Raw genomic sequence first — 26,652 nt, 5'->3', positions numbered from 1 at the left:
GATTATGGGGTTTTACATTGAGTAATGGCGGTTAAATAACCCGAGTGGTTAATTAGAACGACGCCATCACGGTCTCTTTTTACAACGTTATCAAGCCCAACTCGCCATTGAGTGGCGTTTGTTGATTTTAAATACGCACGAATGCGCCCTGTACTGGAGTGTTCTTTTGGTGTGGTTATTTCTCCTATCATGAGATTGATGATGCTTTCTTTTCCTTCGGGACAATTTGGTCTATCAACGATGTCATCGTGTTTGACTAAAAACACATTCACTAAGCCATCAGAGACCACGGTTTGAGTGCCGTTGCTGTTTTTGATGGTGACGTCTTTGACGTTGGTTATCGCAAAGTTACCGCCCACATCCCAATCACCAAGCAACGTCGAATCATCCCCGCTGCGTTTCACCAAGCCGTCATACGCAAAGGCCATGTCGGGCCTGTTTACGTATATCGTCATTTGGTTTAACGCAGCGTCATACTCGTTGGTCGGTATTTGCGTGAGCATGGAAATGCTCATCGACAATTCAGTGGTAAACGCGGGATCACTTTGGTCTGGAAGCGTAAAACGCATGACTGCTCGCCATGTGTTGGTGCCTGTTGGTGTTACCAGTGGCTCTCTTTCATAGTTGATTTTCCCCCACGGGGTTTGGTCAATCAAAAAACAGAATCCTTGAGCATTGTCAGCGGGCAAACAGGGTGGAACGTAAACGCCTTCTAAGTTTTGTAATGTCGCTGGAAATAATTCCGCCGAATTAATGTGCCGTCCATTTTGGTATTGGTCGGCATTAAAGGCGTGAATTTGTTGTTTTAAAAACAGCAGTCGGTTGTAAAACGATTGAGTGTCGCTTTTGATGCGCTCTTTTTGTGCTTTTTCAGAGTACAAAACAAACGCATAGGAAAGAAAACTCAAGGTAATAAGCAAACCAACCATCGCCACAAACCCACCTTGGGCTCGCCGTTTTGGGGTATGAGCTCGTGTCATGATGTCCTTATTTGATGCAGCCTGTGGCTCTATCAATATGCTGAAAATCCACCAATTGATAATCCAGTGGGCGTTGATAATAAAAGCTCATGCCATCGTGATGGCTAGGGGTTAAGTAGCGCGAAATTGCATGGGCTTTATTTGGGAAGGTGAAGGTAAAACGCACCGTCACAGAGTGAGGTCTTGCGGGTGATACGCTGTCATAACTGACGTCATACAGACCTAAATAATCATAGGCGTCTATATCCAGTTGATTAATATCAATGCTTGGCTGGGCCAAGCATTGAGTAGTCATTACCCCTTTGCTGTAATGCGCTTGGGCAAGCGCGGTGATGTTATCAATGTGGCGCTCTATCTCTTTTGCATCCGTTTTGTTGGACAATAAAGAAAACAAAGAACTAGAGGCTATCGCCATGATGGATAAGAACAGAAGGGTACGCAGCATATCAACACTTAATAAACCGTGTTGACTGACCATAGCTAGAACGTCATGGTGACGGAGTTCGCACTGGTTTTGATGGTGGCACAGCCTGCCGCTTCAATACAGCCGCTTCGCGTACTTGATGCCATGGTGTCAGCAATATCATCGATACGGTCGGTATCGTTGGGTAACGTCGCGGTAATATCAAACAACCCTTTTGAAGCGTTCACAGAAACACGCCAGTCGCCACCAAAGGCATTAGTCGATTTACCATCCCCTGAAGTGCCACAAATCGAATCACTTAGATCGGTAATGTCACAGATTTTTTGAATACTAACACCATCAAAGTTTGGACGGGATTTTTTCCAATCACGGGTTGAACTGATGATGCTTGATACATCAGAGGTGAACATGATCTTATTCCATGCATAAGCAATGGATGGCCCTTTAGAAATAATGTAGATAAGTGCAAGGATGATGAAGCCTGAGCCCAGCATAAGGTCCACAGACATGGCGCCACGTTGAGCAAGTTTGGTTTGGTTCTTTTTCATGTGTTTATTCTCTTTTAATGAAAGGGTTACATCATTTGATGCGTTGCTATATTGAATATGAGGGAAATAATGCCCCCTGCGGTAAGGCCAAAAACAAAGGCGCCCAGCAGTTTTAAGGTGTTTTTTCCGATGGCTTGAATGAGAGCGACTTCTTGAACAAGAAGCTCTTGATGCATTTCTGCGCTTTTTTTCAAAGGATCTAACGTATCAATGCCCCCAAGCAGTGTTAGGGTTTCTTGCTCTTCTTGGTTGAGCAGTTGCACATCAAAAATATCCCCCACGTTGTTTTTCCCTTGTCGAATTTGGGTCAGCATTTTATGGATATGCCATGCCACATACGGCGGGGTCGTAGAGATATAATTGGAGAGCGATTCTTTTATCCCAATCCCTGAAAGGGTTTGGTTGCTGATGGAATTTAAAAAGTGGGCGGTGTGTATCAGTCGATATTGACGAAACACAAACGCGTTATCGACTTTCTTTCGATGCTCTCCAACCCATAAAGGGAGAGCGATAACAATCCCGATACAGATAAGCGCAAAGAGCAAAAGCAGATAGACGCCATAGTGACCAAAAAATAACCCAAAGGATTCAGAAAACGAGGACAGCGCCCCCCATTGGGGGCGGGGCAGTTGTTTACTGAGCATGGGATAAACGTAGTTGGCTGCCAGTGCTGAGGTGCCAAACAACGCGATGATGCCAATGATTGGGGTTGTTAATGCTTTGATTAATACGGTGGTTGAGGTGTTTTGTGTCTCAATCGCCGCCAGTGCATCGTTTAATCCTTGTTGAAAATCACCGATGTGCTCCCCAGCTTTCAGACTTTGGTAAGCAATACTTATTAGCCAAGGGCGAATACCGTCTGCAAATCCTCGTCCATTGGCAAGGGAGCTCGCCACATCCTGAGCCACTTTTTTCTCCATTGCGGTGCCGTATTTCATGACTTGGCCAACAATGTCTTTTTGAAGCATTCCCGCCAGAGATAAGCGCTGTATTTTATGCAAGAGCTGCGCTTGTTTCTGTGGATTGAACTGACGAGCTTGTCGCCACGCCGCAAAATCCATCATTCTTCCTCCTCATCAAAGAGAGAGTCATAGACGTTAGCGCTTGATTGTGCGATCAAGTTGTTCACTTGCCCCGCAGCCGTCAGTATGTCGATGTCGCCCCGTTTGATTTTTAATAAGGCATGATCTTGTACTGACTTAAACCCTTTGGCTTTAAGGGCGATTTCCCAGCCTAAATAATCTTGATTGGAAATAAATAGCCTGTCTTCATTATCTAACACGATCATTTCAACTAAAGACGTTCGGCCTTTTTCCCCTTCGGTACAGTATTTACAGCCTTTTGGGTTCTTGTATCGAATACCGTCAAGTTTGCCCTCAAGCTCGCTGTGCCAGTGGTTCAGTTTGGCTAAGGTTTCTTCATCATAATGCTCAGAGAGTTCATCATGAGTCAGTTTGCAATGAGGACACAATACTCGCACCAGAGTTTGATATACCCAGAGCTTCATGAGATTAGGCGCTGAGATAATGGATTTTGGTACGTGCATTTGTTCAATGAAGGTATGCGATACCCCGATGGCGCTTGAGGTGTGCATCGTGGCGAACATGATCTGGCCTGTTTCCCCTTTACGACACACACTCATGGCCCCTTTGTTGTCACGAATTTCCCCGTGCGATTCAATATCCACATCATGGCGAAGCAGCGCTTTTGAATAGACAAAGAAGCCGTCTTCATCCCCTTGGTTGATGACCGAGGTTTGTATGATACCTAGGTCAAATTCAACGGGATCTTCTAAGGTATTCATTGAGCGACCTTTTCCTTTTAATTCCGATAAGGTGGCGGCAATCACCGTGGTTTTCCCTGAGCCCACTTGCCCTGTTAAGATACAAATGCCTGATGGACTGTTTGCAAAATCGCGCATGGCTTGTACGTGGCCACGCTCCCAGCCAAGCTGGGTTAATAACGGGATATGCTCTGATTTATTTAGCCATCGAAGCGTGACTTGACCGCCTTTGTCTTTGGCTGGAATGTAAGCGGCTCGCCAAATGGTGTCTCGTCGAACCTCACCACATTTCAGCGTGATAATGACACGACCATTATTTATCTTGTTTGGATAAAAATCGTCGTCGGTATCAACGGCTTTGTCGGTAAACAAATAACTGAACAGTGATAAGCCATAATCGTGATCAGGAATGGTTTTCTCTATGTGCACCATTCGGCCATCAACCCGCGCTAATAAGCGAGTTTCGGCTTTATAAAGCTCGATATGCACATCCGAAGAGTCTTTATCAACGGCGGTTTGTAAAAGCGCACTGAATCGAAGGGCGACTTCCGATTGCTTATCATCATCCAAGTGCAGCGGTTGTAGCTCCCCTTTATTTTCTTCAAGTAAAGAGGATAGGTAGTTTTGCTCACACAGCACCACGTTAAGTCGTTGCCCTAATTGCTCTGGTAGCAGTAAGGGATAGTTTTTAACGACGGCTTTGATCTCATCAATGGCGTTGGTGGTAAAATCAGAAGTATAAATTTGACCATCTTGAGTCAAGATGGCGCTTTGGTATTTAAAATAAATGGATTTTAGCTCATCACTGAGCACCAATTCCGTATTCATACTGAGCTCCTTTTCTCATTGAGAGGAACAACGATCTTCAGAACCGTGGTTGTGGATGGCGTGGGTTTCTCTGTGCGCTTACTGGCCCATAAGCGTGAGAGTGTGAGCCAGTTACTCTTCACTGATGTTTTCATTTTTTGGCACCGCTTTTTTTGAGGAGCTCATGTAGCGAGTCACTAATCGACCGCCTTCATTAAACACCACTGAGTTTTTGGTAATGGAGTCAACCACCGTATCTAAAAACACACTCTGCTCTTTGATAGGGATGAGTTGCCCTTCAAATTCCACCCATGCAACCACACGACTGTCATTAAAAAAGATACTTTTCACAATCACTTGCTCAATGGGAGATACGCTTTTGTATGACGATGGGGTATAGATAGGCTCTACTGGAACAATCACCGTGTTTTCTTTGGGTTTTTGGGTGTTTAGTAGCGATTGTTCGGCTTCCCATTCTTCTTTCGCAGCCTTCATCGCTTTGGTGTTCACTTCGCTAAGATAGGTTTGTTGAAGTGAGTCCAAGGCCCGTTGTGCTTCTTGGGATAAGGGCAACGACGTATTCGGCGTTGTTGTTGCCGTTATTGGTTGTGGTGATGGCAGTGATTGGCTTTCAATCACAGGCGTCAGTGTTTCTGTATTTTGAAATTCCCATGATTGACGTTGCTCTGCTAATCGCGCTTTGGTTTCTTTTTTTGATCGCTCATTTAAACTAGATGAAAGGGTATTGCCTATCATGCCTAAAAGGGAAAAGCCCATTAGGGCGTACAGCACTTTCTTTTTCAGTATCATTATTTAATGCCTTGTAAGGTAATGCCAATGGTGCCTGTCACCGTCATGGTGTCATTGAGCGTCAAAGAGATCGCATCAAGAGAGATCATTGGATGATTAAGTATTTCACTCAAGATATTGAGAGAGCCAAGCGGTACGGTGGCACTGAGTTGATATTGATTAATCAACAAAGCCCCAATACGTTTATCTTGCGTGTTTTGCAAGACGCCTATGCCCATTGAATGAAGCCGTTGTACTACGTCATGCTGAACGCTCATGTCATACCGTGGCAGCTCGCCGGTGTGCATTGTTGGGGTCAATGTTAAGGTTTGTGCCTCATAGTGAGCCAAAAACGCTGCGTGGTTATCTAACCATTGTTGCCACTCATTTAAGTTGGCGCTGGGCTCCATGGTGATAGGCAGGGAGAGTTGACCATTCTGAAATGACACCGTGTTGGCATTCACGCCTTGTGGAAATAACGTGGTGCTTAAAAGGGCATTTCTGGCATCGATAATGGCGACATTAGGCAATACGCTGGTGTGGTATTGCGCTTGATAGCGCATTTCTTCACTGAGTGGCACCGCCACGCTTTGTGGGGCGGGACTATCAGGGATCATGACATAGGTTCCAACCCCAAGTAATGCCCCCGCAAGCCCTAAACAGGCCAACAATAATGGTTTTTTAGATTGATGTTTAGTGAGTCGATAAGGGGCGAGCGCTTCCTCATCATTGCTAGGTAACGTGACGGCTCTTACGTCCTTATCTTTGATCCCGTCAGGTTGAGATGGCAGCTCATGGGTAATGTATATCGTACTTGCTTGATGTAAGTCATACGCAAGCACATCACACAATAAGGCAAATGAGCCTATTCTTTCTATCAGTACCCCGTCTTCATCCATTGCACAGCCATACCATGCGTTCATTTCTTTCTGCTCCAGATAAATTGACAACTGCGTTGGTTTATCCAGAACGTCGCGTACCCATTCGCCATAGCACACGGCATTATTTGGGCCGTAATAGCGGGTGAGACGTTGGTTAGAAATGACGATTTTTTCAAAAGGGGCGGGGTGCAATCGTTGATGTTTCTTTAGCTCATTTAAAGAAAGAAGGGCAAGGGTTGCCAATTCCATCGTCTTACTCCACTTTTCTTGGGGTCAATAACACCAAGGTTTCAATCGTATCGGTTTGAGAGCCAGTACCTCCAAATAACGGCGTCCAAAAGCTTTTTGAGCTTTCCGCAAGACGGCTGGTTTGTTTGATAGAGGCAATCACATAGGTTTGGCCATAACGCAGTTTGTTGGCAAAGGTGATCTCAGATTTTTGCACCGTCAAAAATTGAAGGCCAATGTCTTCGACTTTCTTGTCTTCACGTTGAACGATTTTTTGTAATTGTCCTGAGATACGTAACCACACATGGTTACGTTGCACATTCGCAACCACCATCATATCGACGCCTTCCACTTCTTTGTCACGCTTAACACTGGCAGACACGACGCCCTCGCTCGATTCAGAAGAGGCTTCTGAAATGTACGGCTCGACGCGCTGTTGAGTGATTTTTGCGGGTTGGTTATTTAAGATCATGGCCGTGATTGGGGTTTCTGTTGATACCGAGCCTTGTTTCTCCAATACCTTGATCAAGCTTTCGGTTCCTGACCATTTTCCCGTGCCCGTAAAGGCCAGTCCTGAGCCTAACCCTTGAGAAACCGTTGTGGTTCCTGGTACAAAAAATTGCAGTAAGCCATCCCCTGTATCACGGACAATGTTCCAGTCAATCCCGCGTTCAGTGCCTAAGTTGGATTTAAACTCAAGAACACGAATATCCAGCATGACTTGCTTTGATAATGAGGTTTGAGCGTTATCAATCAGGTTTCGCACTTCCATCATTTGGTCGGGTGTGGCTCGAACCGTAATGTGAGATAGAGAGGTTGCGGTTGATACGGCGTTCTTGGCTCTATCGTCACCCCCGAGCAACTTCACAATGCCATCGGCTATTTCTTCAACGATTTGAACCTCGCTGTATTCGACGTTAAGAAACTGACCTTCAATGCGAGCTGAGTCTTCACCCGACGCTTCCCCTTGCGAGCCAATTTGAGCAGAGTAGGTGCCCGCTGGAATATTCAACGAGAAGGTTTCGGTTACGTATTTAGTAATTTCAAGACGTTTGTCTTTGGCTGAAATGCCATAACCGGTTTCACGAGAAAGTAGGTTAAGTACGTCTAATCGTGTCGATGAAAAATTCAAAGAAACGACTTTATTTGGTTCGACTTCTTCGGAAAACCAGATAGGCAAACCAACACCATTCATGATCTCTTCAATCACAATCGAGAGGGGCATATCGGCTACGTTCACTGTAACCACGGTGTCTAGCCATGCTGTATCGACTTTTTCTACGATGGTGCGCTGAGTGACAGGGGGTAAGGTAATGTAATCGACTTTTTTGTTTTTAATGGTGGTTGAGCGAGTGGCTATTTCTTGTTGGATCTCATCGTTCTTTTTCTGGTTGTCTTTGAACTCTTGAGAGCTGCAACCGACCAGTAGCATTGAAGCGATAACCAGTGGCAAGCACCCGCGACGTAAATTAAGCATGATTAATTTTCCTCCAAGATAAAGACTTGGTTAGTGGATTCTAAAATTTCAGAGCGAACGGGGTAACTCGATAACACCACTTGCAGAGCGCTATTGACGTCGTTTTCTCTGGTTAATAAGTAATAGTTGGCCCCAAAGGTGTAATCATTGAGCGCCAACCAACTGCGAGAATCGTTGGTATCGTCCGACCATTTGAGGCCGTAATTAATCACGATGTTACGTACTACGTCTTTTAATGAGCTGCCTTTGATGTGAGTGAGTTTTGGCTCTTCATCAAAGTCATATACACCAAGCACCTTGTCTTTTTCTGATACAGTCAGTCGAATAGGGGTGTTGAGTTTGGCAGCAAGTAAACTCATGGCTTTCTTTAAGGTGCCGTGATAATCCACAAGCTCAGGATTGGTGCCATTGATGGCGCTCATGCCTGACTCATCCATTGACCAAACTACGTTGTTATAGCCCGCTTTTTTTGACCAACGACGAATGGCCGTGCGGTAGGTTTCCCCTTCTTTAAGGGTGAATCGATACATTTTATCGTTGCTTGGAGAGGCGTCTTTTTCACTGACTTGGCTTTGTATCAAGGCAAGCTGTTTGGCACTTTGTTGGGTTTGCGCCGTTTGGCTTGGTTTTATTACGGATAAATCCAGCTCAATAATGTGTCGCTGAGTCAGTGCAAAATATTCACCGCGACCTTCATAAGGATCGGAAGCACACGCACTGAGTAAGAGCGGTACAGTGAGAAACGATAAGAGAGAGCGTTGAGTCTTCATTAATGACCTCGTGCGGCGCTGAGTAAGCGATGCTTTTTGTCTAATAGAATGGTGTTATCGGTGCCTATCAGAATTTGAATGGCGTCTAACACGGGCATGGTTCGGTGAAGTTTGGCCCCGCTTGGGATAGGGCCATTCAGTATTTCTTCTGCGCTACTTGGGGCGGGGTATTGAGTTGTCAGCTCATACCCAAGTGGTTCAATCAACCATGTCACCGCATCTTCAACCGTGGTCAGCTCTGGCGGCCATACGGTTCTGACGGCGACTTGAAGTGGGTCAACTTCGGCAAGATAGGGCGCGGCGTTGACATTAACGCTTGCCATGAGTAGCAGCCCAAACAGATAGGGCGTTGGTTTTTTCATAAATAATCCTCGTAAATATTGCGCCAAGGTGAGAGAAATATCTCATCCTCAATCATGATGTTCATACTTTGCCCCGCCCGCAGGGTAATGGTTGGGGTAAGGGATAAGTATTTTTGAGCAAGGGGAGCGGCTTGAGAGCGAAGCCCTTCACCCACATCCCCAGCATAACTGGAATCGCTGTCGCTACTGGTGCCAGAGCGACTGGTTTCTGTGGCCACAAGCGCGTAAGCCGCAACCCCAAAGAATTGCGCCATCAAATGCCTATCAACCATGTCCCCAAGAGCGTTAATGCCTTCTCTGTCCATGCCAGAGGATTTGCTTAAATCAATCTTGTTGCCGTTAGGTAACACTATCCATGGCACCGTAATGCCCATGCGACTGCTGATGGGCTCGTTGACATTGCTGATAGAGACGGATTTTAAAATCACTTGAGCACCCCGTGGCACCAGAACGTATTCCCCGCTTAAATCAAACACATCTTGAGATACGGTGGCTTTGAACGAGCCTGAGTAATCGCTGTTGGTTTTCATGGCGGTGATGGCGGGAATGAGTGTGCCTATCGGGAGTTTGAGCAAGCCCTCTGTTGAGGCGTTGTAGGTATTTTCTTTGGTGAATCCAACAATGTTGGTTGGTGGCGGTGAAAAACTCGCCTCAAGGGTATTGAGTTGAGTCGTTAGGTTTTGACTGTTGTCCAGTGAGCTGGTGTCTCCTTGGAGTATTCGTTGTTTTAGGGCTTCGGCTTCTTTTAATCGATTGGCTATCATAAGACGCTGGTCGTCACTCGATAACCGGTCATCCGATGGCGGTGAAGCCTTGGGTATCGGCCTTCGCGTATTCCCTATCGCCACAGAGCTGTCAATGACGGGGCTTTTCAATCCCCATGCGGAGCGACTAGAGAGTAAGGCCCGCTTCATTTCTAGTGCATCATGTTTTCCTTTCTCTTGCTCGACTAAATCAGGACCAAGCATGGAGGTCAGTGAATTGCCCCCTTCTTGTTGTCGATAATTTGGTACGGAGGCGGAACCCACTATATCGGTGGACTCTTGCGCGGGATTACGTTTGTTGCCCACGGTTTTAAACACTTCATCTTCAAAGGAGGATGCGGATGTCACTGTGGTTGTTTGCTTGCTGGGGGCGGGCTCATTCACTTCATTATTTTTGCGGCTTTTATCCGCCGCAAAGTTGAGCCCAAACAAAGTAAATAACACCCCAAACACCACGGCCCCAAGGGTAATGCCCATTTTTTTATAATCGGCTTGGGTTTCAATTGGTTCATTTTCTTCACTCATCACAGATTCCCTTTGGTTTGGTTATCCATGCGATTAATTTTGAGAGTGACTTCATCCACGCGCAGCGTGAATTGTGGGTAAATGCCCGTGACTTTATACATGGCGTATTCATCGACGTAATCTGTTGGTGCAATGGCGTTCTTTCCGCCAATCATGGTTTCAACGCTTAAAATGCCACGGTTTGGATTAGCAAGACGAATGTAGGTAAATTGGCCATCGTCGTATACATCCGAAATGGTGTTACGTCCGACAAACTCTTTGCCTTCATCCCATTGATAGCGGGTATAAATACGATAACGGTATTTTTTTAACGCGCTGATGATGGCTTGTTTACGCTCTAGCTCGTTGGTTTGCTTTGCAATGTCCAACTGCTTTTCTAATTGGTCGATACGAGCAATGTCACTTTCAGAGCGGGCGTTCACACCAAGCTGTGGTTGTTGTGCAAACCCACGAATGGCCATTTTTGTGTCTTTACTGAAAAAGGCAGGGCTTGGGTCAAGTACCACACAAGGCTGATTTGCCTTTACCGCCACTCTGGAGGCGTTAATGTCAATCACACGCCCATCGTCGGTGAAGACGTAAATCATGGTGCTTTCGCCTTCTTTTAGGCTTGAGTTGGGTTTAAGCACAATCTGATTGGTGCCAACAATGCCCTCTACATCCCACAAATGGTTGTTGGAGGTTGCAGGCTCAGAAATTAAATTGGCGGGGAGTTGAATACGAGTGCCCATGCCGATGGCAGAGCGTACCGTGATAATGTCGTTTTCAGAGAATCGTAATTGTTTACAGGTAGCGGCTTGCACGCTAACGCTCGTCACCCCAAGCAGGGCGACGAAGACCAGTGTTTTCATAAGGGTTACTCACGTTCGATATTGAGTTGTTGAGAGAGGACTTGAATACCTATCGGATTGATACGTAAAAAATCCATGCTTTGCTCGGCTAACTCAAATTTATCCATGAGTTGCCATTGAAGACTTAATACCAATTTTTCAGGGGGCGTGGTTCGGCCCATGGTTTTAGAGGTGCGAGTGAAATACACGTTGCTGCGTATCACGTTGTTCTCAATGCCATCGGCGCTGATGGCATTGATTTGGTCGTAGTGCTCGATGTTACGAAACTCAATCGTGACGTTATCTCGACTGGTGACTATCTTGGCCGCTTTCTCTTTGGCGTTAAATCCGCGAGGGGAAACAAAGTCATCACGCAAATCCGCCCCCATAAGGAGACTGGCGTCGCCCCAATCGGTGGCGATGGTGCTTGGATTGACTTGATAACGTAGGCTGGCGTAGCGAGAAAGGAGGCTGTCGATGGTGGTTTTAAAGTAGAGCTGTGCGTCTTGGGGTTGGTAATCCACAACGGACCATGAGCCGTTGGGGGCGAGTTTGACATACACAATTTCTTTGTTGTTGTTTGCCTTTAAAAAGGCAAACCACGCAAAGGCAAGGGAGAAAAAGACCACGACCACTAAGGATAAACAGATGGCGAACCATCGATTGCGTTCAGCGCGAAGGGCGGCGCGTTGCTTTAGCTCATTATCGAGGGCTTCAGCCCCCGATGGCGTATCAATGACGATACTGGATGGCATAACATACTCCTAGATAGCATTGGTGACGGTGATGTCATTAATAAAGAGTTTCAATGGCCATTGTGCGTTTAATGTTGGGTGGTCTTGCAGTTGACGATACAGCGGGTAGACGCCCATTTTCTTGGCACAATTTACTTCGGCTTCTTTATCAACAAGCGGTTGCTTAGAGGCTTTGTTTTTATCAATGCATTCCTCACGATATGCAACAATCAGCGCCGCATTTTCAGGGGCTGCGTTTTTCCAACCATCGTGAGTGTGCAAATACATATCCGAGTGACTTTGAGTTAATTGAGAGAGCTGGCCAATCATCATGATGATGAGAATAGTCACCGCGAGCCCGATTAGTTGTAAGACCGTGGTCAAAAGCTCTTTTTTGTTGATGTTATTAAGCATGTTGTTTCCTTATTTTAAAAAGTTTTTACCAATCACTGATGCGGCTTTAGACGCACCAGAAGAGGCGGCTCGACTTGGTGATTCTATACCACCCACCAGTGCAGCGGTGAGTCCAATTGACGATCCAATTAATAAAATAGCCATGAGACCTGTGACGATTAAATCAATGAAATCAGCCCCCATCATGGTGGTGTTTTGCAATCTATCAACGCCATTACAAGATGAGAAGTTCAATGCGTCACCACACACCATTAATCCGATGGATTGGAATTGGGCTTGAATGGCTAAGGCTGAAATGGCACCTGTTGCTCTTAATACAATTAATAACATCAAACTGCCAAGGGTAAACTTGAACCAACCATCAAATAGGTTGCGAGTCGAGGGGTGAATAAGTAATGGAATGAACAGAACACCGAGTATTTTTGCTAACGATAATGTCCAAACCGCCCATGAGCTAATAAGGAACATGACCAATTGCAAAGCAATGGCCACAAGATACCAGAGTCCCGCATAAATGACGTCTCCAACGGGCATACTCCAAAAGGAAACGTCTTCGTTATACATGGTGGTGAGTGAATACGTAACCCAATTAAAAAGATAAAAGGGATCTCGTTTTCCCGTCGCCGCTTCTTGAATAGAGAGTCCAATTTCATCAAAAAGAACATGCAAATTATCAAACAAGAGTTGGTAGCTTGCGATGATAAGCAAGGTTGCAAAAACCATGAGCGTGGATTGGATGATACTTTCTTTATCGATGCCGATTAACATGTATTTTGCGACTTCGGTAAAATAAAGAATGACAAACAACACCACTAAAATTGCGGTAGCAAACCAAGAAATATCCCCGTTATTAATCAGCATGTCTACAAATCGAGTGATCGACTGTGAAAATACGTCTCTAAACGTATTACTTGCACTCATCGCAATGGCCTTTCATCAATGATAATGCCTTGCTCTTTGGCTCTTTTCATTCGCTCTAGGCGTTTGAGCTTTGAGCGTAATTCAATTTGAGCGGATTGATTGGCCATATTGCTGGAGCTCATGGAAGCCAGTTTCATTTCATTGCTTATCGCGATTTGGTCAATCAATATTTGGTTTTGCTCAACAATCAATTGCAAGGTCGCTAACTCACTTTGAGAGCCTAAGCTCAATCGTTGCTCATCCAGATGGTCGATGTCGGCACGACTTTGTTTATTTAGCTCCCGATAATATTCTCGCTCTTTGGATTCATTATTCGCGTTATTGGCTAAGTTATACGAATAGCTTAAATCTTGCGGAACGTAACTGAGTGCATCCGTTGCTAAGGTATTCATGTCATCACGAGTACCAAAATCCGCCTGACGGCGAGATAATTCCAATGTCTGAGGAACCTCCGTATCTAACAAATGGTTTTCATACAAGCGGTTCATGTCTCGACTGATGGCCATGTAATCTTTTCTATCAAGTTTATTTTTTAGTGATTCCACTTGATTGAGCAGAACTTGATACTCCCTTAAGGTTTGGGTGTATTGGTCAATGGCCGTAAGCAGTTGGTCAGTGTTAAGTCCTGTTTGCTTAAGAATTTGCTCGTATTCTTGAATGAGTTGACTGTATTGAGTTACCGCTTGAACTAATCCCGCAATATCAACCACGGGAAAGCCAGAGCCAACGGCCTTAAAGGATAAGCAGCCGCTTATTATTAATACCAGGACTTTTTTCTTTGTCGTATAAAAGTTCATGCTATTTCCTTAATCCGATCTAGGTAAAGGACTGAGTTTTATTTGGAGTAATGACACTTCCTTTTTTAGCTTTTCACAGGTGATGATTTCTTCAGCGGTCATTTCTGTCTTACTGGCACATTGCAAATACAAAGCTTTTTGATAGTCAGAAAGTGTTACTAATATAGATATTGCCATCGGCGTTAAAACGACGGAATGAGTCGGGAGTGTGGTGATAAGTAATATCATGCACAGTGTTTTTTTTATCATGTTATTTCCTTAATCCGAGTTCATTCACAATGCGATCGATAGCTACATCAATGTCACTTTCTTCACCGTAGATACGTTGTGCAAGAGCGGCTTCATGAGGTCTTGAAGTAGCAATAACGTATTGCTCAGGCTCTACATGAAGATTGACGATTTTGGCCACACCAATGTCCATTTGTTTGATGAACGCTTGTTTTCGTGGGATGAGGTTCAAGATGATGTCGCATTCATGGCTAGTCAAAAACGGAAAGGCGTCTTTATATTCTTGCTCTTCCATTTCCTTGTCGCTCATGAAAATGAAGGTGGTTGCGGCGCTTCGCAGCGTTGACCATTCCTCAAGTGCTGAATAGTGTTTAGGGGATTGAGTCCAAAAGCCCATTCCGCCCCCGTGCTTAAACCACGTTCTGGCTTTTTTAATCAAAAATTCAGCCGCCCCTTTTTGTGACAGAACATATTGACACTCATCCACTTCAAGAAACTTCGCTCGCTCACGATGGAGTGGGTTTTCAAATAAGCGAACCGCCCTAAAAAATAATTCAGTATTCACTAAGGTGGCGAGCTTTGGGTAATCTTTGACCCCTTCAGTGTTGTAGACAGAAAACGGTTTATCTAATACCCCAATCGCATCTACATCGTTATCAAATAAGTTGCCATATAACCCGCCTCGCTTGAAATACGCGAGTTTCTTATGCACTGATGGACTGCATTGTCCGAGCATGGCAGAGAAGTTTTTCAATTCAGGCGTTTCTTGTGACATGGTGGTTAAGATGGCATGGTCAAGCTGCGCTTGCTCATCCGAGGTTAAGGTTTGCAACTCAACCGCATCATTCTCTTGTAGCATCAAACGAATAAGGCCCATCATGTGACGATGAAAAGCGTCATCTTCTGGCCCCGAGGCCATCATGAAGGGATTAAAGCCATCGGTGGTTTGGGTATCGCTTAATCGAAAAATGGCGCCATCTTCTTTGAAGAACCGAGCCACAGGCTCAGAGCCTTGGTCTATGTCCATGGCGCAATACATGCCGCCGAGTTTTGAAAAATGGGTAGCGATGCAGTTTTTTAAGAAGGTTTTACCGCTTCGCGTTGGACCGACCCCAATGACCAAGCATTTATCACCGACAAACGGGGTATAGTGAAACGGAACCCCGTCATCCCCCTCTAAGATGTACACCGCTTCTTCTTTTTTACGACCAAAATCCCACAGCGGTAAGCCTTCATTTGAGCGATAAAAGAGAGACAGCGCCGCGGCTTGAGTGGTATTAATGGTACTGGTGCGCAGCCCCTTTGATGTCGCGCCGAGCAACAATTGAGTATAGGCACCGACAAGCCCTATACTTTCCCACAGCAAGTGAAATTCAGCGTTCTCAAGCACGGAATTTAATCGCTTAACGCGCTCACGAACCAAGGCCACACTGGTATCAAAAATAACCACGGATGAATTGAATAGGCCGTATTTATCTGAATCGTGCGCGATGGTATCAAGCTCTGACAAGGTCTCTTTTAATCGCGGGTTGGCGTTCATTTTCTCTTTAATCGCGCCCGCCGAGGCAGTCCCTAACACTAAATCGGAAATGGCGACTTGTGAGCGATAGAGTTCACCTTCACGAGCCGATACCATGGCGTGTTTTTCACGAGTGGTAAATGGAGTAAAGCGGGTAAACAAAAGGTAATTACCCTTCTCTAATACAGGGGCTAACTCACTGGCCCACGCGCTTTCTGGTACGGTTTCCATACCAACCCCTTGCACGCTCGCAATGCGAGCATACACAGGTTGTGCGGCTCCAATTTTAAGATAATGAACCCCTTCTACAATCACGGTGGTTACTTCAACCGTGGCCAGATATTTATCCCAATCAGAGCGTGGGGCTACCGCGTTTTCTTGTAAATAACGTGGGGAAAGTTGCACTAAGGCTTTTTGTAAAAAGAATAACGAGCCGTCATTCAATCGAGTATTCGTTAAGGAGCGAAAGCTCAAGCCCAATACTAGCTTATCTAATGTGTCGTTGAGTGCATCACATTGAGCAAGAAACTCACGCTCCTCAATTAAACTGCATTCACGATGCGATAAAGCCAGTAGTAATAATTGGCGTTGGTTCTTATCAACCAGCGCTTGAAAAAAGGAGGCAATCAATCCTTTTTTTGAATTTAGGGCGCTTGATGGGGCGATTTCGATTGCCCAATATAAATTAGAGCGGTTCATGTCTCGCGTGTGATTTAAGAAGTGAGCACGACGCGTGGAGACCAATTGTGCTCGTGGGTTGTTTCTTGGTAACAGCGATACATGGGCATTGTTTTGATGAAAATAATATTGCGTTAGGGTGGCATGAACCGGTAAGCGTTGAATAAGACCGCGAAGTAAGCGAGTCATGAGTGATTTGTCTTCATTGCTTAACATTGCAGGTTCAACGCCTGAGAGCTCAAGCACCCCAATCACGCTGCCAGTATCGGTAATGGCCACGGAGTTCATGGCTGCAAACGTGTGTATAAATTGATTTAATGCTGCCATGAGTGTCTTTTCCTAGAAGCTTTGTAGCCAAGTAATGACGGTGCCCATGCTAAATAACGCAATGGCACCAATACAGCCTCGAAAAATCCAACCAAGGGCTGTTCCCGCTTGTTTTGGGATGAAGACCCAAAGGCCAATGCCCGCACAAATGGCAACAAAGACCACGAACAAGGTGCCTGTGCCCCCAAGAAAATCAACGATTTCTTGGAAGAAATCGGCGACTTTACTGAATGGACCGCCCCCGCCTGAGCCAATAGAGACGCGAGCATGAGCAAGGGTTGGGAATAACAAAATCAGGGGAATAATAGATCGGGTTGTTTTCATTTTTTTCTCCAGAGAGTAAAGGGCGTCACGCGGTGTTTTTGCATGATACGGATGTCTTTTTTAATGATGGTTTGTGGGGAAAGTGAGGCGTGTTGCAGTGTATTAATCCAGACTTTCCATGCTTGTGGATCGTGTTTGTGCAATGCCCGCATGGGTATAAAAAGTAGGGTTATCCAGAGCGAGCCTAGAATTAAGCCCCAAAAAAGCCCACCCAATGAAATAAGCAAACCGACACCAAAAACACTAAAGAGCGCGGTGATGGCCAGAATTTCAACGGGTAGGCCGATAATGAGTGAATGTTTATCAAGGACTGTGGTGTTCTTGAGTTTTGGGTTTGATGGTGTCATGGTGTGTTTACCGTTATTCGGTGAAAACTCACTCAGCGATAAATACTTGGGTACTGTATATAGTTGTTCGGGATGCTTGCTGTTTTTTAGCCTACTGCCAATAGACCACACGTTGAGGGATGTTGCTGTTTGTACGTGCTTACAAGACTGATACCCCCTAATAGATTAAAAGAGTGTGTATTATTACGTGTTGGCTTCACGAATGGTTTGACCATTAACAGACGGTTTTTCTTTAGTGGTTGTCACACACTAAAACCAAGTCTTTATCGCTGAGTGAGCTTGTGATGCTATGTGCATCGCTTTGTAAATCCCAAACAAGGCGGTGGTGATCACATCAACGCATTCTCATTAATTTTTCGTAATTGCCACTGATACCATTTGTCATCAATGCGTTGTTTTGCGTGTTTATCAACACGTTCAGTACGTGGTTTATGGCCTTCTCGCATTTCGGTTTGTGTCATGTTCATAACATGCCCTTTTTAGTTACGGTTTGGTAAGGTTTTACTGGTGTAAATCGCTTAACTACATTGCCCTTGGTATCACGATACCAATGCAGTGCACGATAAGTGGGATGTTCAGCTAACTGAATTGCTTTATCCACTCTGTTTTTTTTAAATGCTTTCACATTACTTCCTTTGTGAAAAAAGAAAATCCACTCACATTACAATCAATCGGATTTATTGATTACCCTGCCAAAAATTAGGGGGTGATATGCCCTTTGGACACTGACAAATTATTACGGGCATTTGTCGACGATCATCAAAAATAGAGTCTTGACGTATCACACGTGAATAGTCTGGTAGATGATCTACCTTGGCATTGATTGTTAAAGAGCATCCCGATGTGGGATTAATTACAATAAAAAAATTATCTTTCTATGTATTCATAGTCATTAACTGAACTAAAACGGGCGACATGGTCAGCAAGCCGAATAGCGGCTTCTTGCCGTTTACTACGTCCAGTTTTTTCTGCTTCTTTTTGAAGCGTATCACTCGTGATTTTGTCCATTTGAAAATGGATACCTACGGTGTCTTTCTTTTTGCTCATTCAATAACCTTGAGGTTTTTCAGCTTGTAAAAAGACTGTATGGATGATCATAATGGGAATAGTAAAAGTTTTCTATAATTTTGTAAAGTTTTCTATATTTTATTCGTAAGGATACGCAAGAATATTTATATCATTTAAAGTTATCATGTATGAATGAAAGATATATCTCGTAGAATTAAAGAAAAAAGAAAATCGCTTGGTTATAGCCAGCGAGTATTAGCTGATTTAGTTCATGTAACTACATCGGCAATTTCTCAGTGGGAGAGAGAAGAAACTACTCCTAAAGGGGAGCACCTAGTTACGCTAGCTAATGTTTTACAGTGTTCTGTTCAATGGTTGGTGGGGCATATTGATGATGTATGCGAGTATATTGAGATACCATTTTATGAAGATATAAAAGCTTCTGCTGGAAATGGTCTTTCCAACAATTGTGAAAATGTCACATCAATATCATTACCTAAAGCGTTGTTTAAGTATTTTAATATTTCTAATTTAGAAGCTATTACTGCTCATGGCGATAGCATGGAACCTGTGTTAAATCATGAATCTATATTAGTAATTGATAGGTCAAAAACTCAAATTAGAGATGGTTCTATGTATGTAATAAGGCAAGAGGATTTAATTCGAGTCAAATTAATATCGTTAGATAATTGCGGGTTAAATCTGAAAAGTTACAATAATAATTATGTAGATGAAATATACGAAAATTATCAAGATATCGTTATTTTAGGTAAAGTAGTGTGGTACTCTTCTTTATGTTTATAAAGAAAACTTGACTTGATAATTAGAGAGAATTTAATTATTATTAACTAAATTCTGATATAAAATGTGCATTACATAGCACGCTACTACATAGTTCATTATGTAGTGTATGTTTCAGAATTAGAGTGTGTTAGACCTCCAATCTAACGACATAGCATTCGCAAAAAAAGCTGATTTCCTCGACAGGGTCAGCTTTTTTTGTATCTGAAATTTGTTGAAATAACAATCAGTTGATCTTTGTGATCTTTTGTTGTAGATTGATAATTAATGTTTGAGGTGGAACTCAAACGATCTACTAACTGTCGAGAATCTAAAGATGAAACTATTTCAATGTTGCCTCTGGCAGCCCTATATACAAAGACGCAATTCCTATCACCGTAATGCCTTAGCTTATGCTATCAGACGTTATGATGAGGATGTGTCTCATGAGCATTTCTGATCTTCAAATTAAAGCTGAATATGATGCAGAGTATCAAGTAATTGATTCACATTGCTCTGTTGTTGACGCTTCTAAACTTCAAATCAAAAAACAATATGATGCTGAGTATCGTGCTAAACGTAAAAATCGTAAGCATGAGCTGATTGAACTTCATCGTTCTGTTGTTGCTGATGAAAACAAAAAGAAGCCTAAGACCCCTTTTAAGTTCGATTTTCGCTCTCGTCGTTTGCTGCGCAGTGGTAAATGGGAAACCTTGCCACCAGAATACGCACGTATTTTAAAATCATGTGAAGAATTTATAGACAACCCGAACCGTTTTCCTGCATTAAATGCGTGGGGCGGGGAAGGTGTGAATAATATTCAATGCCGACGACTTGTTGCGAACGTACTTGCTTGTATTATTGTAAATACAGATCTCATTGGTGGCCGCATTGGTTTACCAACAGAAGCTGGATTAAAAACGATCAGCTATGACCACTTACAAGAAGATTATGCGCTGCGCTTTGGTCGCTATATTTCACCTAAATCGTTTGCTAAAGCGATCTCATACTTGAAACGTGCTGGTTATCTTCACAGTGAGCGCGTCAACGTCTGTGTTGACTTAAAAGAAGGCACTATACGTAGTGCTCCAGCGTATAAACAATTCTCTGAGCGTTTCTTTAGTGACTTGAAAGTGGTTCGTTACAGCAATATTTGCCAACTCATTATCGCGTCTCGTAAGCGTCAAGAGGCAAAAGGCTTACGTTTCTCTTGGGTATCATTCAGAACCCTTGCCAATAGCGTACAAGAAGTATTTAACGCTGATAAGCTCAATGATGTCGCTCAAAGTGTGACAAGGGTCTTTGATGCTTATTTACCTCACCCTGCTCCCCATTAACAACTATCAATGTATCCGCGAAAGCGGAGGCATTCTCACATCTAAAATTCATAGATCCTAACTTTTACCTCCTATTCTGACCTGTTTAACTGATTTCCGATAATAATTTTCGTTGTTTTTGCCTTACTTTCGTGTGGCTGTGGATTAATTTTGTTATCCACAGTAAAGGTAGTGCAATAAATTATCCTTAAAAAAAAGTCCAATAATGGCAATGAATACATGGCTGCGCTTATGAGTACTACCGTATTAGTACTTTGTATTTATATAAATAATTAAATAAATATTTAAGAGAAACTAAGAACAGAGCATTAAGTACCTCCCATTAATTTTCAATTTACACCTCATACATAAAAAGATCTCAAAAGAAAATTAACGGGCCCCCAGCCAGTTCAATTCCATCACACATGAATAGTCCATCACCTTACTGGCTGCTCTGAACATTTCTTTTGTCATTCGACAGGAAACTAAAGCGCACTCTGATAAACCAACGCACTTAAGAGCATCTTGGCAGGAAAGGGGGTGAGGTTACTTTTAATTAGGCGTTATTTATTCATCTATGCGCTTACAAGCAATTTTATGGTCGTGGGTGACTCTGGACTATTTATCCATCGCATCATCGAGTCATGACCCTTGTAGGTCTCTTTTTGTGCATCACTTTGTATTTTAAACTAGTTTTAACACGTTAAAACATCGCCTAAAATGAGGATAATTAATCATAAATAAACATTTTTAATAAATAAGACGTATGTTATTGATATTATAAGTCTCTTTTATATATCAATAATAAGATACCAACGTAATGAAAATAATGAGTTTAGCTATAAAATTGTTAGTAGTGAGTACCACTGTTTTCTCTGTCGCTACGGTTCAAGCGAGTGAGCAAATTACATTAGGACGTACTATTTTACTTAAAATCGGGGATGAAGGTGCTAAAGCGCCATTAATACTCTGCCGTAGAGCGGATGCAATTAAGATCCAAGCTGAAAAAAATGTATATTTAAAACGAGCAATCGTAACGTTTAAAAATGGTGATAAAAAAACGATTAACTTTTATAGAGATTTAAAAGGAGGAGCAGAAACGGATTGGCGCTCTTTTGCATATAAACGATGTGTTAAAAATATAGAGGTTTTTGGTAATTCTGAAAGAACTAAGGCTGGAATAAAAATTTTTGGTAGAAAATAATAACAATACGCCTAAAGCTCCACCGCCTACGAAAAAAGGGAGTAGCAATAGTTTTGTAACGTATTCCGTAAAAATACATCAAAATGGTCAACCGCTTCCCTTTCCTGATAAAATGGATGTTTTATGGCGATTGCCGTTAGGATTACCTTCTCTACAATAGTCTACTCTTTTTTAGCGAGCACCATGAGCAAACTTAAATATCATCAAGCCTTTACCAATTTAACCACTCTTGCTCTACTTCATCTGTACAGCCACATGGAAATGTCATCGCGCTTTGTACCGATAAAGAAACGCAGTGAGCTACTGATTAAGTTTCTAAAGAAACAAATGGCGTTACAGGGTAGCGTCATCATTAAGAAAGACATTAAGGTGTTAATTACTCAGGCGCGGCAAGGCAAAAACATCGAGAAAAAATTAGGGGAGTTACACAAAGTGAACTGTCAATATGGCGAGAAATTTACGGATGCAGACCATCTGTTTATCTTACTGACGTATCTTTATGAGCAGCATGGCTTTGAATCGACGCTCGACAATCCTGAGATTGAACGAGAGGCAGGTATTATTTATACCGACAGTGAATTAATTGATACCTGCTTTAGTGATGAAAATATCTTATCTAGACCTTTACCTATATCTATCATCATGGATGAGCCTAGCCGATTGGTGGATATTATTAATGGTCATGGAGGGATGTTTATTGCGGAGCATTTATCGACGTCAATTGATAATCGATGTGCGACCGTGTTACTGCATAAAATCCCTACCCCTGAAAAATAAAAGCCTTATTAGGCTTTTATTCTGCAACTGTCCACTTTCCCAATTCTTTTGATGTGAGTAAGTTTTCGGCTATATCGTAAATTTCAATCTTCACCGTTCCCATTGGAGCCATCGATGATGATGAACGTTTTGCGGCTGGAAGTCCTTTCATTAAAATCGTTTCGCTGCTCAGTAACGCCTTTTCATTATTCAGGTAGTTAATTTTAAACACTGACATAGCGCCCTCTTTCTATAAATATAAAGTCAAAAAATGTAATGGTTGTAAATTAATTATCCATTATAACAAAGACTTAAATCTAGTTCATTAAAACATGATTTCATGAATTAATTAAAGCATGTTTTAATGATTTAATTGGTGGATTCCTGTGCTATAATGTTTTCATTCTTTCATGGAGTAATGAAAACATTTAATCATTATTTCATGTTTTCATTAAATAATGATTGGTACTATTATGATAATTAGTTTTTTAAGTCAAAAAGGAGGAGTAACTAAAAGTACTTTAGCTAGAAGTATTGCAGTTGCTTTTGCTGATAATAGCTGGACTGTACATATTGCTGATATGGATTGGCAGCAGCAAACATCTTGTAAATGGTCTGCTAGAAGAGATCAAAAAGAAATCCAACCAACAATTACAACATCAGCCCATCGCCGAGTTGAGTCTGCATTAAAATGTGAGAAATCATATAATTTACTTGTTATAGATGGCCGCCCTGCCGCTGATCAGGATTCTATTGTTATAGCGAAAGCATCATCACTAATTGTGTTACCAACGGGTACTTCATTAGATGATTTAGAGCCTCAATTACATTTAGCGAATGATTTGAAAATGAATGGTATACCTGTTGATAAAATCATTTTTTTAATCAATAAGTCGCCTACTGATTCTGAAACAAGTAATGCGGTTGAAACAATTAAGGCGTGGGGGTTCAACGTATGTCAAACAGCGATTCCTTTTAAAGCTGGATATTCCTCTGCTCAAGATCAAGGTTTGTCTATTACCGAGACTAGATATCCATCACTTAATAAATTGACATCAAAAGCAATTCAAGAAATTGTTGATTTAATGATTTAATGATTTAATGATTTAATGATTTAATGATTTAATGATTTAATGATTTAATGATTTAATGATTTAATGATTTAATGATTTAATGATTTAATGATTTAATGATTTAATGATCGAGGTTTTTATGAAAAATAATAAAGTAAAAATAGCACCACCATCAGGTAAGCCTACATTAGTAACAGATATGCCAGCAAGTAGTAAAGCATCTAGTGGTGAAGAAACTAAAAATATTCAGTTTAAAGTGACACCAGAAAAACATAATGAAATTAAATCATATGCAGCAGAAAGAGGCTTGTCTTTGAAAGAGTTATTCTTATCATTTTACGAGAATGAAAGAATGAAAGAATGAAAGAATGAAAGAATGAAAGAATGAAAGAATGAAAGAATGAAAGAATGAAAAACCCCTAAGTTCCTCGCCAAAGTCTCCTAGGGGTTAGCGTGACCAACTATTTCAATAGGAATTAATCACAAATGAACTCTACTATTTTAAAGCCTATTTGCATAGTGCTATCTATCGCAACGGCTTCTCTATCTGCAATTTTAACTGCTCAATTCATGTATGGCATAGGGTTAGCTATGGGTGAGCCTATACTAATGACAGCGTTAGGTATTGTGTTAGATTTGGCTAAATGCGCTACACCGTTGTTTGTTCTATTTTTGTTTTCACAAAAACAATACGCTTCTGCGCTGTTTGCTCTGGTATTGAGCATGACGTTAAGTGTTGTTTCGTTCTCTGCATCGGTGGCCGCTTTAGAGCAAGGTGTCGTTGCCAGTCAAAAAAACAGTACTGCTTATCAAGCGGTTTCTCAGCAAATTAAAGAATACACAACCCAAGTGGACGAGTTACGTCTTCTTGCGGCCAAACAACAAAACGCAAACCTCATTACTAAATCTGAAAGAACGCTAGAAAAAGTTGAACCTCTTTTAGTTCGTATCGATGATCTTTATCAACGTCAATCTACTCTGCCGAGTGAATCGACCGTCTTTGATAAGTTTGGTTTGCTGATTAGTTACATTACCTCTGCTGCATTGGAATTAATGAGCTGGTTGTTAGTGTTGGTTTCTAACGCACTGAAACGCAGTCACGCGCACTCGAACGCAGTTGTGCGCAGTCATGAGAAATCGTCTGCGCTAGAGCTTATTCAGCCTGACGCTATCCAAACGCAGTTAGAAATTGAAACGCAGTCGTGCGCAGTGGTTACACAGTCACGCGCAGTGAATGATGAATATTTTACCGACTGCGTTTCTGAGTTGGTTGATTGTCATGAAGAGGAAGCATTCAGTGACGACCATCTAAAATGTAATGAGCAAGTCTATCTGGAGATCAAGCAAGCGGTACTAGCAAAAGAAGTAAAACCAAGCCAACGAGGGATTGGTGAGAGATTTAAAGGGGTAGGGCGTGATACCATTAATTTTGTATTGATGGATCTGAAACAGGCAGGATTTTTGCGGTCATATAGAAAAGGTTATGCCTTTGCTTAATGGTTTTAAAAAGGAGAATATCAATGTTATCCCATTCAGTGATGCACAAGGTTGCAGATATAGCAGATCTTGCTAGTAAAGAGAGTGGTACATCTTATGAAGAGTACATTCGATTATTTTCAATCTCTTTTGATAAAGAGTTTAAACACTATCGTCCTATCCATGAAGTGAAGCGATTTGCTAGATAGTATGGTTATGCGCCTAAATCCGAGCGAAATTAGTCACATGCGGATTGTTAAAATAACGATATGAGGTTGAATATCTAAACTCGATCTTCATTGTATATCTTAACTATTCGTATCACGGTTCTTGCCGATACTCCTACCAACTTCGCTGTTGCATTGACACTTAACTGATTATGTACACGAAGTTGGATTATTTTTTCATGCATATCTAGATCTGGTCTTCGGCCTCTGTAAAAACCTTCGATCTTGGCTCTTTCAATACCTTGAACCTGACGTCTTCGTCTATCTTGGTAATCTTTTCGTGCAATAGCGGCTAGCATGTCTAACATCATATTATTGATGGCTCTGAACATGGCTGATGTAAAATCATCATTATGATGTTTCATTAGTACTGTGTGGCTGGTTGGCAAATCTAAGCTGATCACTTTTAATTGTTTTTTATTGATTAATGCTTTGAGTGTTTCCCAATCTTCATCATTAAGACGAGAAAGGCGATCAACTTGCTCAATAAGGATAGCGTCGCCTTTTTCTGCATCTTTAAGTAATCGCATTAACTCAGGTCTTTGTAGTGATGCGCCAGAAACATTCTCAATATACCAACCAGCAATACGAGCACCTTTATCTTCAGCAAAAGACTTTAAGGTGTCTTGTGCTCTTTTTGCGTCTTGTTCTTTGGTTGATGCTCTTAGATAGCCAAATATGTACATGAATTGAGCCTAGGTGTCATTAAAGTAATGATCTAATACTACATGACAAAAAGGTAATGACAAAAGGATTTTAGGGCTAAAATCAAACCTATGACATTAGGGTATACCCTAATGTCATTATGTTGTCAGTTAGGCTAATTGTCGCTCAATAGTCATCTAAATAATTAGTTTGACAAATTGAGCAAGTATAAGGTGTATGGTTTGTATTTAATGCATTTGCATTAAATAAGAAATTGAAGAATTCACTTAGAAAATTTGGCGATATTGTTTCGATTTTGGATTCAGATTCTAATCCGCTTTCAATTATGTGAGGTGTTACGCGTTTACAGTTGGAACAGAAAATTTTATAGGTTACATCGTTAGTTTTCATTTGACAGTAACTCCATAATAATACTCGTTGAGTGGCCTCTGTACTGAAGATAGCGAACTTGTTTAGTTTTTTCTTTTGTATCTTTTGGTAATTCATAACCAAACTTTTTAGTCCTTAGCTCTTCTGCAAGCTCTAACCAATCTACATCCAAATCTTCTAAGGCTTGCTCTATTAAAAGTGAGTCTAACTTTTTTTTTTTAACTCTTGTTTGGTCCGAACTAATCCATGTTTTTTGTTTAACTGCTTTACTATTTCTTTTTCTATTAGTCTGGAGTCATCGAGATAATGATGAGAAATAA

Annotated in this window: 34 protein-coding genes; 8 read left to right on the top strand and 26 right to left on the bottom strand. The window is 42.2% G+C overall.

Annotation, left to right across the window (positions count from 1 at the left end; all coding sequences use genetic code 11):
• Positions 1-2 precede the first annotated feature (2 nt).
• The 23 genes from PVK71_RS18150 to PVK71_RS18040 all read right to left on the bottom strand — a co-directional run bounded on the left by PVK71_RS18150 (position 3) and on the right by PVK71_RS18040 (position 18,504).
• The gene (locus PVK71_RS18150) at positions 3-980 is read right to left on the bottom strand and encodes a type II secretion system protein (RefSeq protein ID WP_274420505.1); all 978 of its coding nucleotides are present in this window, start codon (positions 978-980) and stop codon (positions 3-5) included.
• A 7-nt stretch (positions 981-987) separates the two neighbouring features.
• Positions 988-1,458: a hypothetical protein gene (locus PVK71_RS18145; protein ID WP_274420504.1), complete on the bottom strand. Its 471-nt coding sequence runs from the start codon at positions 1,456-1,458 to the stop codon at positions 988-990.
• Between the two features lie 2 nt (positions 1,459-1,460).
• Positions 1,461-1,952, bottom strand: a complete 492-nt coding sequence (locus PVK71_RS18140; RefSeq protein WP_274420503.1) for a hypothetical protein — start codon at positions 1,950-1,952, stop codon at positions 1,461-1,463.
• Positions 1,953-1,978: 26 nt separating this feature from the next.
• The gene (locus PVK71_RS18135; RefSeq protein WP_274420501.1) at positions 1,979-3,016 is read right to left on the bottom strand and encodes a hypothetical protein; all 1,038 of its coding nucleotides are present in this window, start codon (positions 3,014-3,016) and stop codon (positions 1,979-1,981) included.
• Positions 3,013-4,563 carry a GspE/PulE family protein gene (locus PVK71_RS18130; protein ID WP_274420500.1) on the bottom strand — a complete coding sequence of 517 codons (1,551 nt, stop codon included), beginning with the start codon at positions 4,561-4,563 and terminating at the stop codon, positions 3,013-3,015. Before PVK71_RS18130 ends, PVK71_RS18135 begins: the two co-directional genes overlap by 4 nt.
• A 111-nt stretch (positions 4,564-4,674) precedes the next feature.
• The gene (locus PVK71_RS18125) at positions 4,675-5,352 is read right to left on the bottom strand and encodes a hypothetical protein (protein ID WP_274420498.1); all 678 of its coding nucleotides are present in this window, start codon (positions 5,350-5,352) and stop codon (positions 4,675-4,677) included.
• Positions 5,352-6,461 carry a hypothetical protein gene (locus PVK71_RS18120; RefSeq protein WP_274420497.1) on the bottom strand — a complete coding sequence of 370 codons (1,110 nt, stop codon included), beginning with the start codon at positions 6,459-6,461 and terminating at the stop codon, positions 5,352-5,354. Before PVK71_RS18120 ends, PVK71_RS18125 begins: the two co-directional genes overlap by 1 nt.
• Positions 6,462-6,465: 4 nt before the next feature.
• A complete protein-coding gene (locus PVK71_RS18115; protein ID WP_274420496.1) occupies positions 6,466-7,917 on the bottom strand; it encodes a hypothetical protein in 1,452 nt (483 codons plus the stop codon).
• Positions 7,918-7,919: 2 nt separating this feature from the next.
• Complete coding sequence (locus PVK71_RS18110; protein WP_274420495.1) at positions 7,920-8,687, bottom strand: hypothetical protein; 768 nt, start codon at positions 8,685-8,687, stop codon at positions 7,920-7,922.
• Positions 8,687-9,049, bottom strand: coding sequence for a hypothetical protein (locus PVK71_RS18105; protein ID WP_274420494.1), 363 nt, complete (start codon positions 9,047-9,049; stop codon positions 8,687-8,689). The genes PVK71_RS18110 and PVK71_RS18105 overlap by 1 nt, the downstream gene beginning before the upstream one ends.
• The gene (locus PVK71_RS18100; protein ID WP_274420493.1) at positions 9,046-10,338 is read right to left on the bottom strand and encodes a TrbI/VirB10 family protein; all 1,293 of its coding nucleotides are present in this window, start codon (positions 10,336-10,338) and stop codon (positions 9,046-9,048) included. Before PVK71_RS18100 ends, PVK71_RS18105 begins: the two co-directional genes overlap by 4 nt.
• Complete coding sequence (locus PVK71_RS18095) at positions 10,338-11,141, bottom strand: TrbG/VirB9 family P-type conjugative transfer protein (RefSeq protein WP_274420492.1); 804 nt, start codon at positions 11,139-11,141, stop codon at positions 10,338-10,340. Before PVK71_RS18095 ends, PVK71_RS18100 begins: the two co-directional genes overlap by 1 nt.
• A gap of 53 nt (positions 11,142-11,194) precedes the next feature.
• Positions 11,195-11,923 carry a VirB8/TrbF family protein gene (locus PVK71_RS18090; RefSeq protein WP_274420491.1) on the bottom strand — a complete coding sequence of 243 codons (729 nt, stop codon included), beginning with the start codon at positions 11,921-11,923 and terminating at the stop codon, positions 11,195-11,197.
• Between the two features lie 9 nt (positions 11,924-11,932).
• Positions 11,933-12,316, bottom strand: coding sequence for a hypothetical protein (locus PVK71_RS18085; protein WP_274420490.1), 384 nt, complete (start codon positions 12,314-12,316; stop codon positions 11,933-11,935).
• Positions 12,317-12,325: 9 nt separating this feature from the next.
• Entirely contained in the window at positions 12,326-13,237 is a 912-nt protein-coding gene (locus tag PVK71_RS18080) for a type IV secretion system protein (RefSeq protein WP_274420489.1), read from the bottom strand.
• The gene (locus tag PVK71_RS18075; protein ID WP_274420488.1) at positions 13,234-14,034 is read right to left on the bottom strand and encodes a hypothetical protein; all 801 of its coding nucleotides are present in this window, start codon (positions 14,032-14,034) and stop codon (positions 13,234-13,236) included. Before PVK71_RS18075 ends, PVK71_RS18080 begins: the two co-directional genes overlap by 4 nt.
• A gap of 9 nt (positions 14,035-14,043) precedes the next feature.
• Positions 14,044-14,283, bottom strand: coding sequence for a hypothetical protein (locus PVK71_RS18070; protein WP_274420487.1), 240 nt, complete (start codon positions 14,281-14,283; stop codon positions 14,044-14,046).
• A gap of 1 nt (position 14,284) precedes the next feature.
• Positions 14,285-16,786: a VirB4 family type IV secretion system protein gene (locus PVK71_RS18065; protein ID WP_274420486.1), complete on the bottom strand. Its 2,502-nt coding sequence runs from the start codon at positions 16,784-16,786 to the stop codon at positions 14,285-14,287.
• A gap of 12 nt (positions 16,787-16,798) precedes the next feature.
• The gene (locus PVK71_RS18060) at positions 16,799-17,110 is read right to left on the bottom strand and encodes a hypothetical protein (protein WP_274420485.1); all 312 of its coding nucleotides are present in this window, start codon (positions 17,108-17,110) and stop codon (positions 16,799-16,801) included.
• A complete protein-coding gene (locus tag PVK71_RS18055) occupies positions 17,107-17,457 on the bottom strand; it encodes a hypothetical protein (protein WP_274420484.1) in 351 nt (116 codons plus the stop codon). Before PVK71_RS18055 ends, PVK71_RS18060 begins: the two co-directional genes overlap by 4 nt.
• A gap of 329 nt (positions 17,458-17,786) precedes the next feature.
• The gene (locus tag PVK71_RS18050) at positions 17,787-17,924 is read right to left on the bottom strand and encodes a hypothetical protein (RefSeq protein ID WP_274420483.1); all 138 of its coding nucleotides are present in this window, start codon (positions 17,922-17,924) and stop codon (positions 17,787-17,789) included.
• Positions 17,921-18,082: a hypothetical protein gene (locus tag PVK71_RS18045; RefSeq protein ID WP_274420482.1), complete on the bottom strand. Its 162-nt coding sequence runs from the start codon at positions 18,080-18,082 to the stop codon at positions 17,921-17,923. The genes PVK71_RS18050 and PVK71_RS18045 overlap by 4 nt, the downstream gene beginning before the upstream one ends.
• A gap of 242 nt (positions 18,083-18,324) precedes the next feature.
• Positions 18,325-18,504, bottom strand: coding sequence for a TraY domain-containing protein (locus PVK71_RS18040; RefSeq protein ID WP_274420481.1), 180 nt, complete (start codon positions 18,502-18,504; stop codon positions 18,325-18,327).
• Between the two features lie 153 nt (positions 18,505-18,657).
• Between PVK71_RS18040 and PVK71_RS18035 the strand changes: the two genes are divergently transcribed.
• The 4 genes from PVK71_RS18035 to PVK71_RS18020 all read left to right on the top strand — a co-directional run bounded on the left by PVK71_RS18035 (position 18,658) and on the right by PVK71_RS18020 (position 22,542).
• A complete protein-coding gene (locus tag PVK71_RS18035; protein ID WP_274420480.1) occupies positions 18,658-19,269 on the top strand; it encodes a S24 family peptidase in 612 nt (203 codons plus the stop codon).
• 422 nt (positions 19,270-19,691) lie between these two features.
• The gene (locus PVK71_RS18030) at positions 19,692-20,582 is read left to right on the top strand and encodes a hypothetical protein (protein ID WP_443111732.1); all 891 of its coding nucleotides are present in this window, start codon (positions 19,692-19,694) and stop codon (positions 20,580-20,582) included.
• Between the two features lie 799 nt (positions 20,583-21,381).
• Positions 21,382-21,765, top strand: coding sequence for a DUF2541 family protein (locus PVK71_RS18025; RefSeq protein WP_274420478.1), 384 nt, complete (start codon positions 21,382-21,384; stop codon positions 21,763-21,765).
• A gap of 183 nt (positions 21,766-21,948) precedes the next feature.
• The gene (locus PVK71_RS18020) at positions 21,949-22,542 is read left to right on the top strand and encodes a DUF2913 family protein (RefSeq protein ID WP_274420477.1); all 594 of its coding nucleotides are present in this window, start codon (positions 21,949-21,951) and stop codon (positions 22,540-22,542) included.
• Between the two features lie 16 nt (positions 22,543-22,558).
• Here PVK71_RS18020 and PVK71_RS18015 read toward each other — a convergent pair whose 3' ends face one another.
• Positions 22,559-22,759: a hypothetical protein gene (locus PVK71_RS18015; protein ID WP_274420476.1), complete on the bottom strand. Its 201-nt coding sequence runs from the start codon at positions 22,757-22,759 to the stop codon at positions 22,559-22,561.
• A gap of 235 nt (positions 22,760-22,994) precedes the next feature.
• Between PVK71_RS18015 and PVK71_RS18010 the strand changes: the two genes are divergently transcribed.
• From PVK71_RS18010 to PVK71_RS17995, 4 genes are all read left to right on the top strand, one after another.
• A complete protein-coding gene (locus tag PVK71_RS18010; protein WP_274420475.1) occupies positions 22,995-23,615 on the top strand; it encodes a ParA family protein in 621 nt (206 codons plus the stop codon).
• A 118-nt stretch (positions 23,616-23,733) separates the two neighbouring features.
• A complete protein-coding gene (locus tag PVK71_RS18005) occupies positions 23,734-23,958 on the top strand; it encodes a hypothetical protein (RefSeq protein WP_044583702.1) in 225 nt (74 codons plus the stop codon).
• A gap of 122 nt (positions 23,959-24,080) precedes the next feature.
• Entirely contained in the window at positions 24,081-25,091 is a 1,011-nt protein-coding gene (locus tag PVK71_RS18000; protein ID WP_274420474.1) for a hypothetical protein, read from the top strand.
• A 23-nt stretch (positions 25,092-25,114) separates the two neighbouring features.
• A complete protein-coding gene (locus PVK71_RS17995) occupies positions 25,115-25,279 on the top strand; it encodes a hypothetical protein (RefSeq protein WP_274420472.1) in 165 nt (54 codons plus the stop codon).
• Between the two features lie 74 nt (positions 25,280-25,353).
• Here the strand turns inward: PVK71_RS17995 and PVK71_RS17990 are convergent, their stop codons facing one another.
• Both PVK71_RS17990 and PVK71_RS17985 read right to left on the bottom strand, forming a co-directional pair.
• Positions 25,354-25,983 (bottom strand): recombinase family protein, encoded by a 630-nt coding sequence (locus tag PVK71_RS17990; RefSeq protein ID WP_274420470.1) that lies wholly within the window; start codon positions 25,981-25,983, stop codon positions 25,354-25,356.
• Positions 25,984-26,342: 359 nt separating this feature from the next.
• Positions 26,343-26,504, bottom strand: coding sequence for a RecX family transcriptional regulator (locus PVK71_RS17985; RefSeq protein WP_274420468.1), 162 nt, complete (start codon positions 26,502-26,504; stop codon positions 26,343-26,345).
• Positions 26,505-26,652: the final 148 nt, after the last annotated feature.

Source organism: Aliivibrio sp. S4MY1 (genome assembly GCF_028765545.1).
Taxonomy (GTDB): Bacteria; Pseudomonadota; Gammaproteobacteria; order Enterobacterales; family Vibrionaceae; genus Aliivibrio.
Note: the sequence above shows the minus strand (reverse complement) of the source record. Positions and strands in the feature narration are given on the sequence as shown.

What these genes read in the sequence shown, in the direction of transcription:
- PVK71_RS18150 (WP_274420505.1), bottom strand. Translation starts at nt 980, where the DNA reads ATGACACGAGCTCATACCCCAAAACGGCGAGCCCAAGGTGGGTTTGTG.
- PVK71_RS18145 (WP_274420504.1), bottom strand. Translation starts at nt 1,458, where the DNA reads ATGGTCAGTCAACACGGTTTATTAAGTGTTGATATGCTGCGTACCCTT.
- PVK71_RS18140 (WP_274420503.1), bottom strand. Translation starts at nt 1,952, where the DNA reads ATGAAAAAGAACCAAACCAAACTTGCTCAACGTGGCGCCATGTCTGTG.
- PVK71_RS18135 (WP_274420501.1), bottom strand. Translation starts at nt 3,016, where the DNA reads ATGATGGATTTTGCGGCGTGGCGACAAGCTCGTCAGTTCAATCCACAG.
- PVK71_RS18130 (WP_274420500.1), bottom strand. Translation starts at nt 4,563, where the DNA reads ATGAATACGGAATTGGTGCTCAGTGATGAGCTAAAATCCATTTATTTT.
- PVK71_RS18125 (WP_274420498.1), bottom strand. Translation starts at nt 5,352, where the DNA reads ATGATACTGAAAAAGAAAGTGCTGTACGCCCTAATGGGCTTTTCCCTT.
- PVK71_RS18120 (WP_274420497.1), bottom strand. Translation starts at nt 6,461, where the DNA reads ATGGAATTGGCAACCCTTGCCCTTCTTTCTTTAAATGAGCTAAAGAAA.
- PVK71_RS18115 (WP_274420496.1), bottom strand. Translation starts at nt 7,917, where the DNA reads ATGCTTAATTTACGTCGCGGGTGCTTGCCACTGGTTATCGCTTCAATG.
- PVK71_RS18110 (WP_274420495.1), bottom strand. Translation starts at nt 8,687, where the DNA reads ATGAAGACTCAACGCTCTCTCTTATCGTTTCTCACTGTACCGCTCTTA.
- PVK71_RS18105 (WP_274420494.1), bottom strand. Translation starts at nt 9,049, where the DNA reads ATGAAAAAACCAACGCCCTATCTGTTTGGGCTGCTACTCATGGCAAGC.
- PVK71_RS18100 (WP_274420493.1), bottom strand. Translation starts at nt 10,338, where the DNA reads ATGAGTGAAGAAAATGAACCAATTGAAACCCAAGCCGATTATAAAAAA.
- PVK71_RS18090 (WP_274420491.1), bottom strand. Translation starts at nt 11,923, where the DNA reads ATGCCATCCAGTATCGTCATTGATACGCCATCGGGGGCTGAAGCCCTC.
- PVK71_RS18085 (WP_274420490.1), bottom strand. Translation starts at nt 12,316, where the DNA reads ATGCTTAATAACATCAACAAAAAAGAGCTTTTGACCACGGTCTTACAA.
- PVK71_RS18080 (WP_274420489.1), bottom strand. Translation starts at nt 13,237, where the DNA reads ATGAGTGCAAGTAATACGTTTAGAGACGTATTTTCACAGTCGATCACT.
- PVK71_RS18075 (WP_274420488.1), bottom strand. Translation starts at nt 14,034, where the DNA reads ATGAACTTTTATACGACAAAGAAAAAAGTCCTGGTATTAATAATAAGC.
- PVK71_RS18070 (WP_274420487.1), bottom strand. Translation starts at nt 14,283, where the DNA reads ATGATAAAAAAAACACTGTGCATGATATTACTTATCACCACACTCCCG.
- PVK71_RS18065 (WP_274420486.1), bottom strand. Translation starts at nt 16,786, where the DNA reads ATGGCAGCATTAAATCAATTTATACACACGTTTGCAGCCATGAACTCC.
- PVK71_RS18060 (WP_274420485.1), bottom strand. Translation starts at nt 17,110, where the DNA reads ATGAAAACAACCCGATCTATTATTCCCCTGATTTTGTTATTCCCAACC.
- PVK71_RS18055 (WP_274420484.1), bottom strand. Translation starts at nt 17,457, where the DNA reads ATGACACCATCAAACCCAAAACTCAAGAACACCACAGTCCTTGATAAA.
- PVK71_RS18050 (WP_274420483.1), bottom strand. Translation starts at nt 17,924, where the DNA reads ATGAACATGACACAAACCGAAATGCGAGAAGGCCATAAACCACGTACT.
- PVK71_RS18040 (WP_274420481.1), bottom strand. Translation starts at nt 18,504, where the DNA reads ATGAGCAAAAAGAAAGACACCGTAGGTATCCATTTTCAAATGGACAAA.
- PVK71_RS18035 (WP_274420480.1), top strand. Translation starts at nt 18,658, where the DNA reads ATGAAAGATATATCTCGTAGAATTAAAGAAAAAAGAAAATCGCTTGGT.
- PVK71_RS18030 (WP_443111732.1), top strand. Translation starts at nt 19,692, where the DNA reads ATGAGCATTTCTGATCTTCAAATTAAAGCTGAATATGATGCAGAGTAT.
- PVK71_RS18025 (WP_274420478.1), top strand. Translation starts at nt 21,382, where the DNA reads ATGAAAATAATGAGTTTAGCTATAAAATTGTTAGTAGTGAGTACCACT.
- PVK71_RS18020 (WP_274420477.1), top strand. Translation starts at nt 21,949, where the DNA reads ATGAGCAAACTTAAATATCATCAAGCCTTTACCAATTTAACCACTCTT.
- PVK71_RS18015 (WP_274420476.1), bottom strand. Translation starts at nt 22,759, where the DNA reads ATGTCAGTGTTTAAAATTAACTACCTGAATAATGAAAAGGCGTTACTG.
- PVK71_RS18010 (WP_274420475.1), top strand. Translation starts at nt 22,995, where the DNA reads ATGATAATTAGTTTTTTAAGTCAAAAAGGAGGAGTAACTAAAAGTACT.
- PVK71_RS18005 (WP_044583702.1), top strand. Translation starts at nt 23,734, where the DNA reads ATGAAAAATAATAAAGTAAAAATAGCACCACCATCAGGTAAGCCTACA.
- PVK71_RS18000 (WP_274420474.1), top strand. Translation starts at nt 24,081, where the DNA reads ATGAACTCTACTATTTTAAAGCCTATTTGCATAGTGCTATCTATCGCA.
- PVK71_RS17995 (WP_274420472.1), top strand. Translation starts at nt 25,115, where the DNA reads ATGTTATCCCATTCAGTGATGCACAAGGTTGCAGATATAGCAGATCTT.
- PVK71_RS17990 (WP_274420470.1), bottom strand. Translation starts at nt 25,983, where the DNA reads ATGTACATATTTGGCTATCTAAGAGCATCAACCAAAGAACAAGACGCA.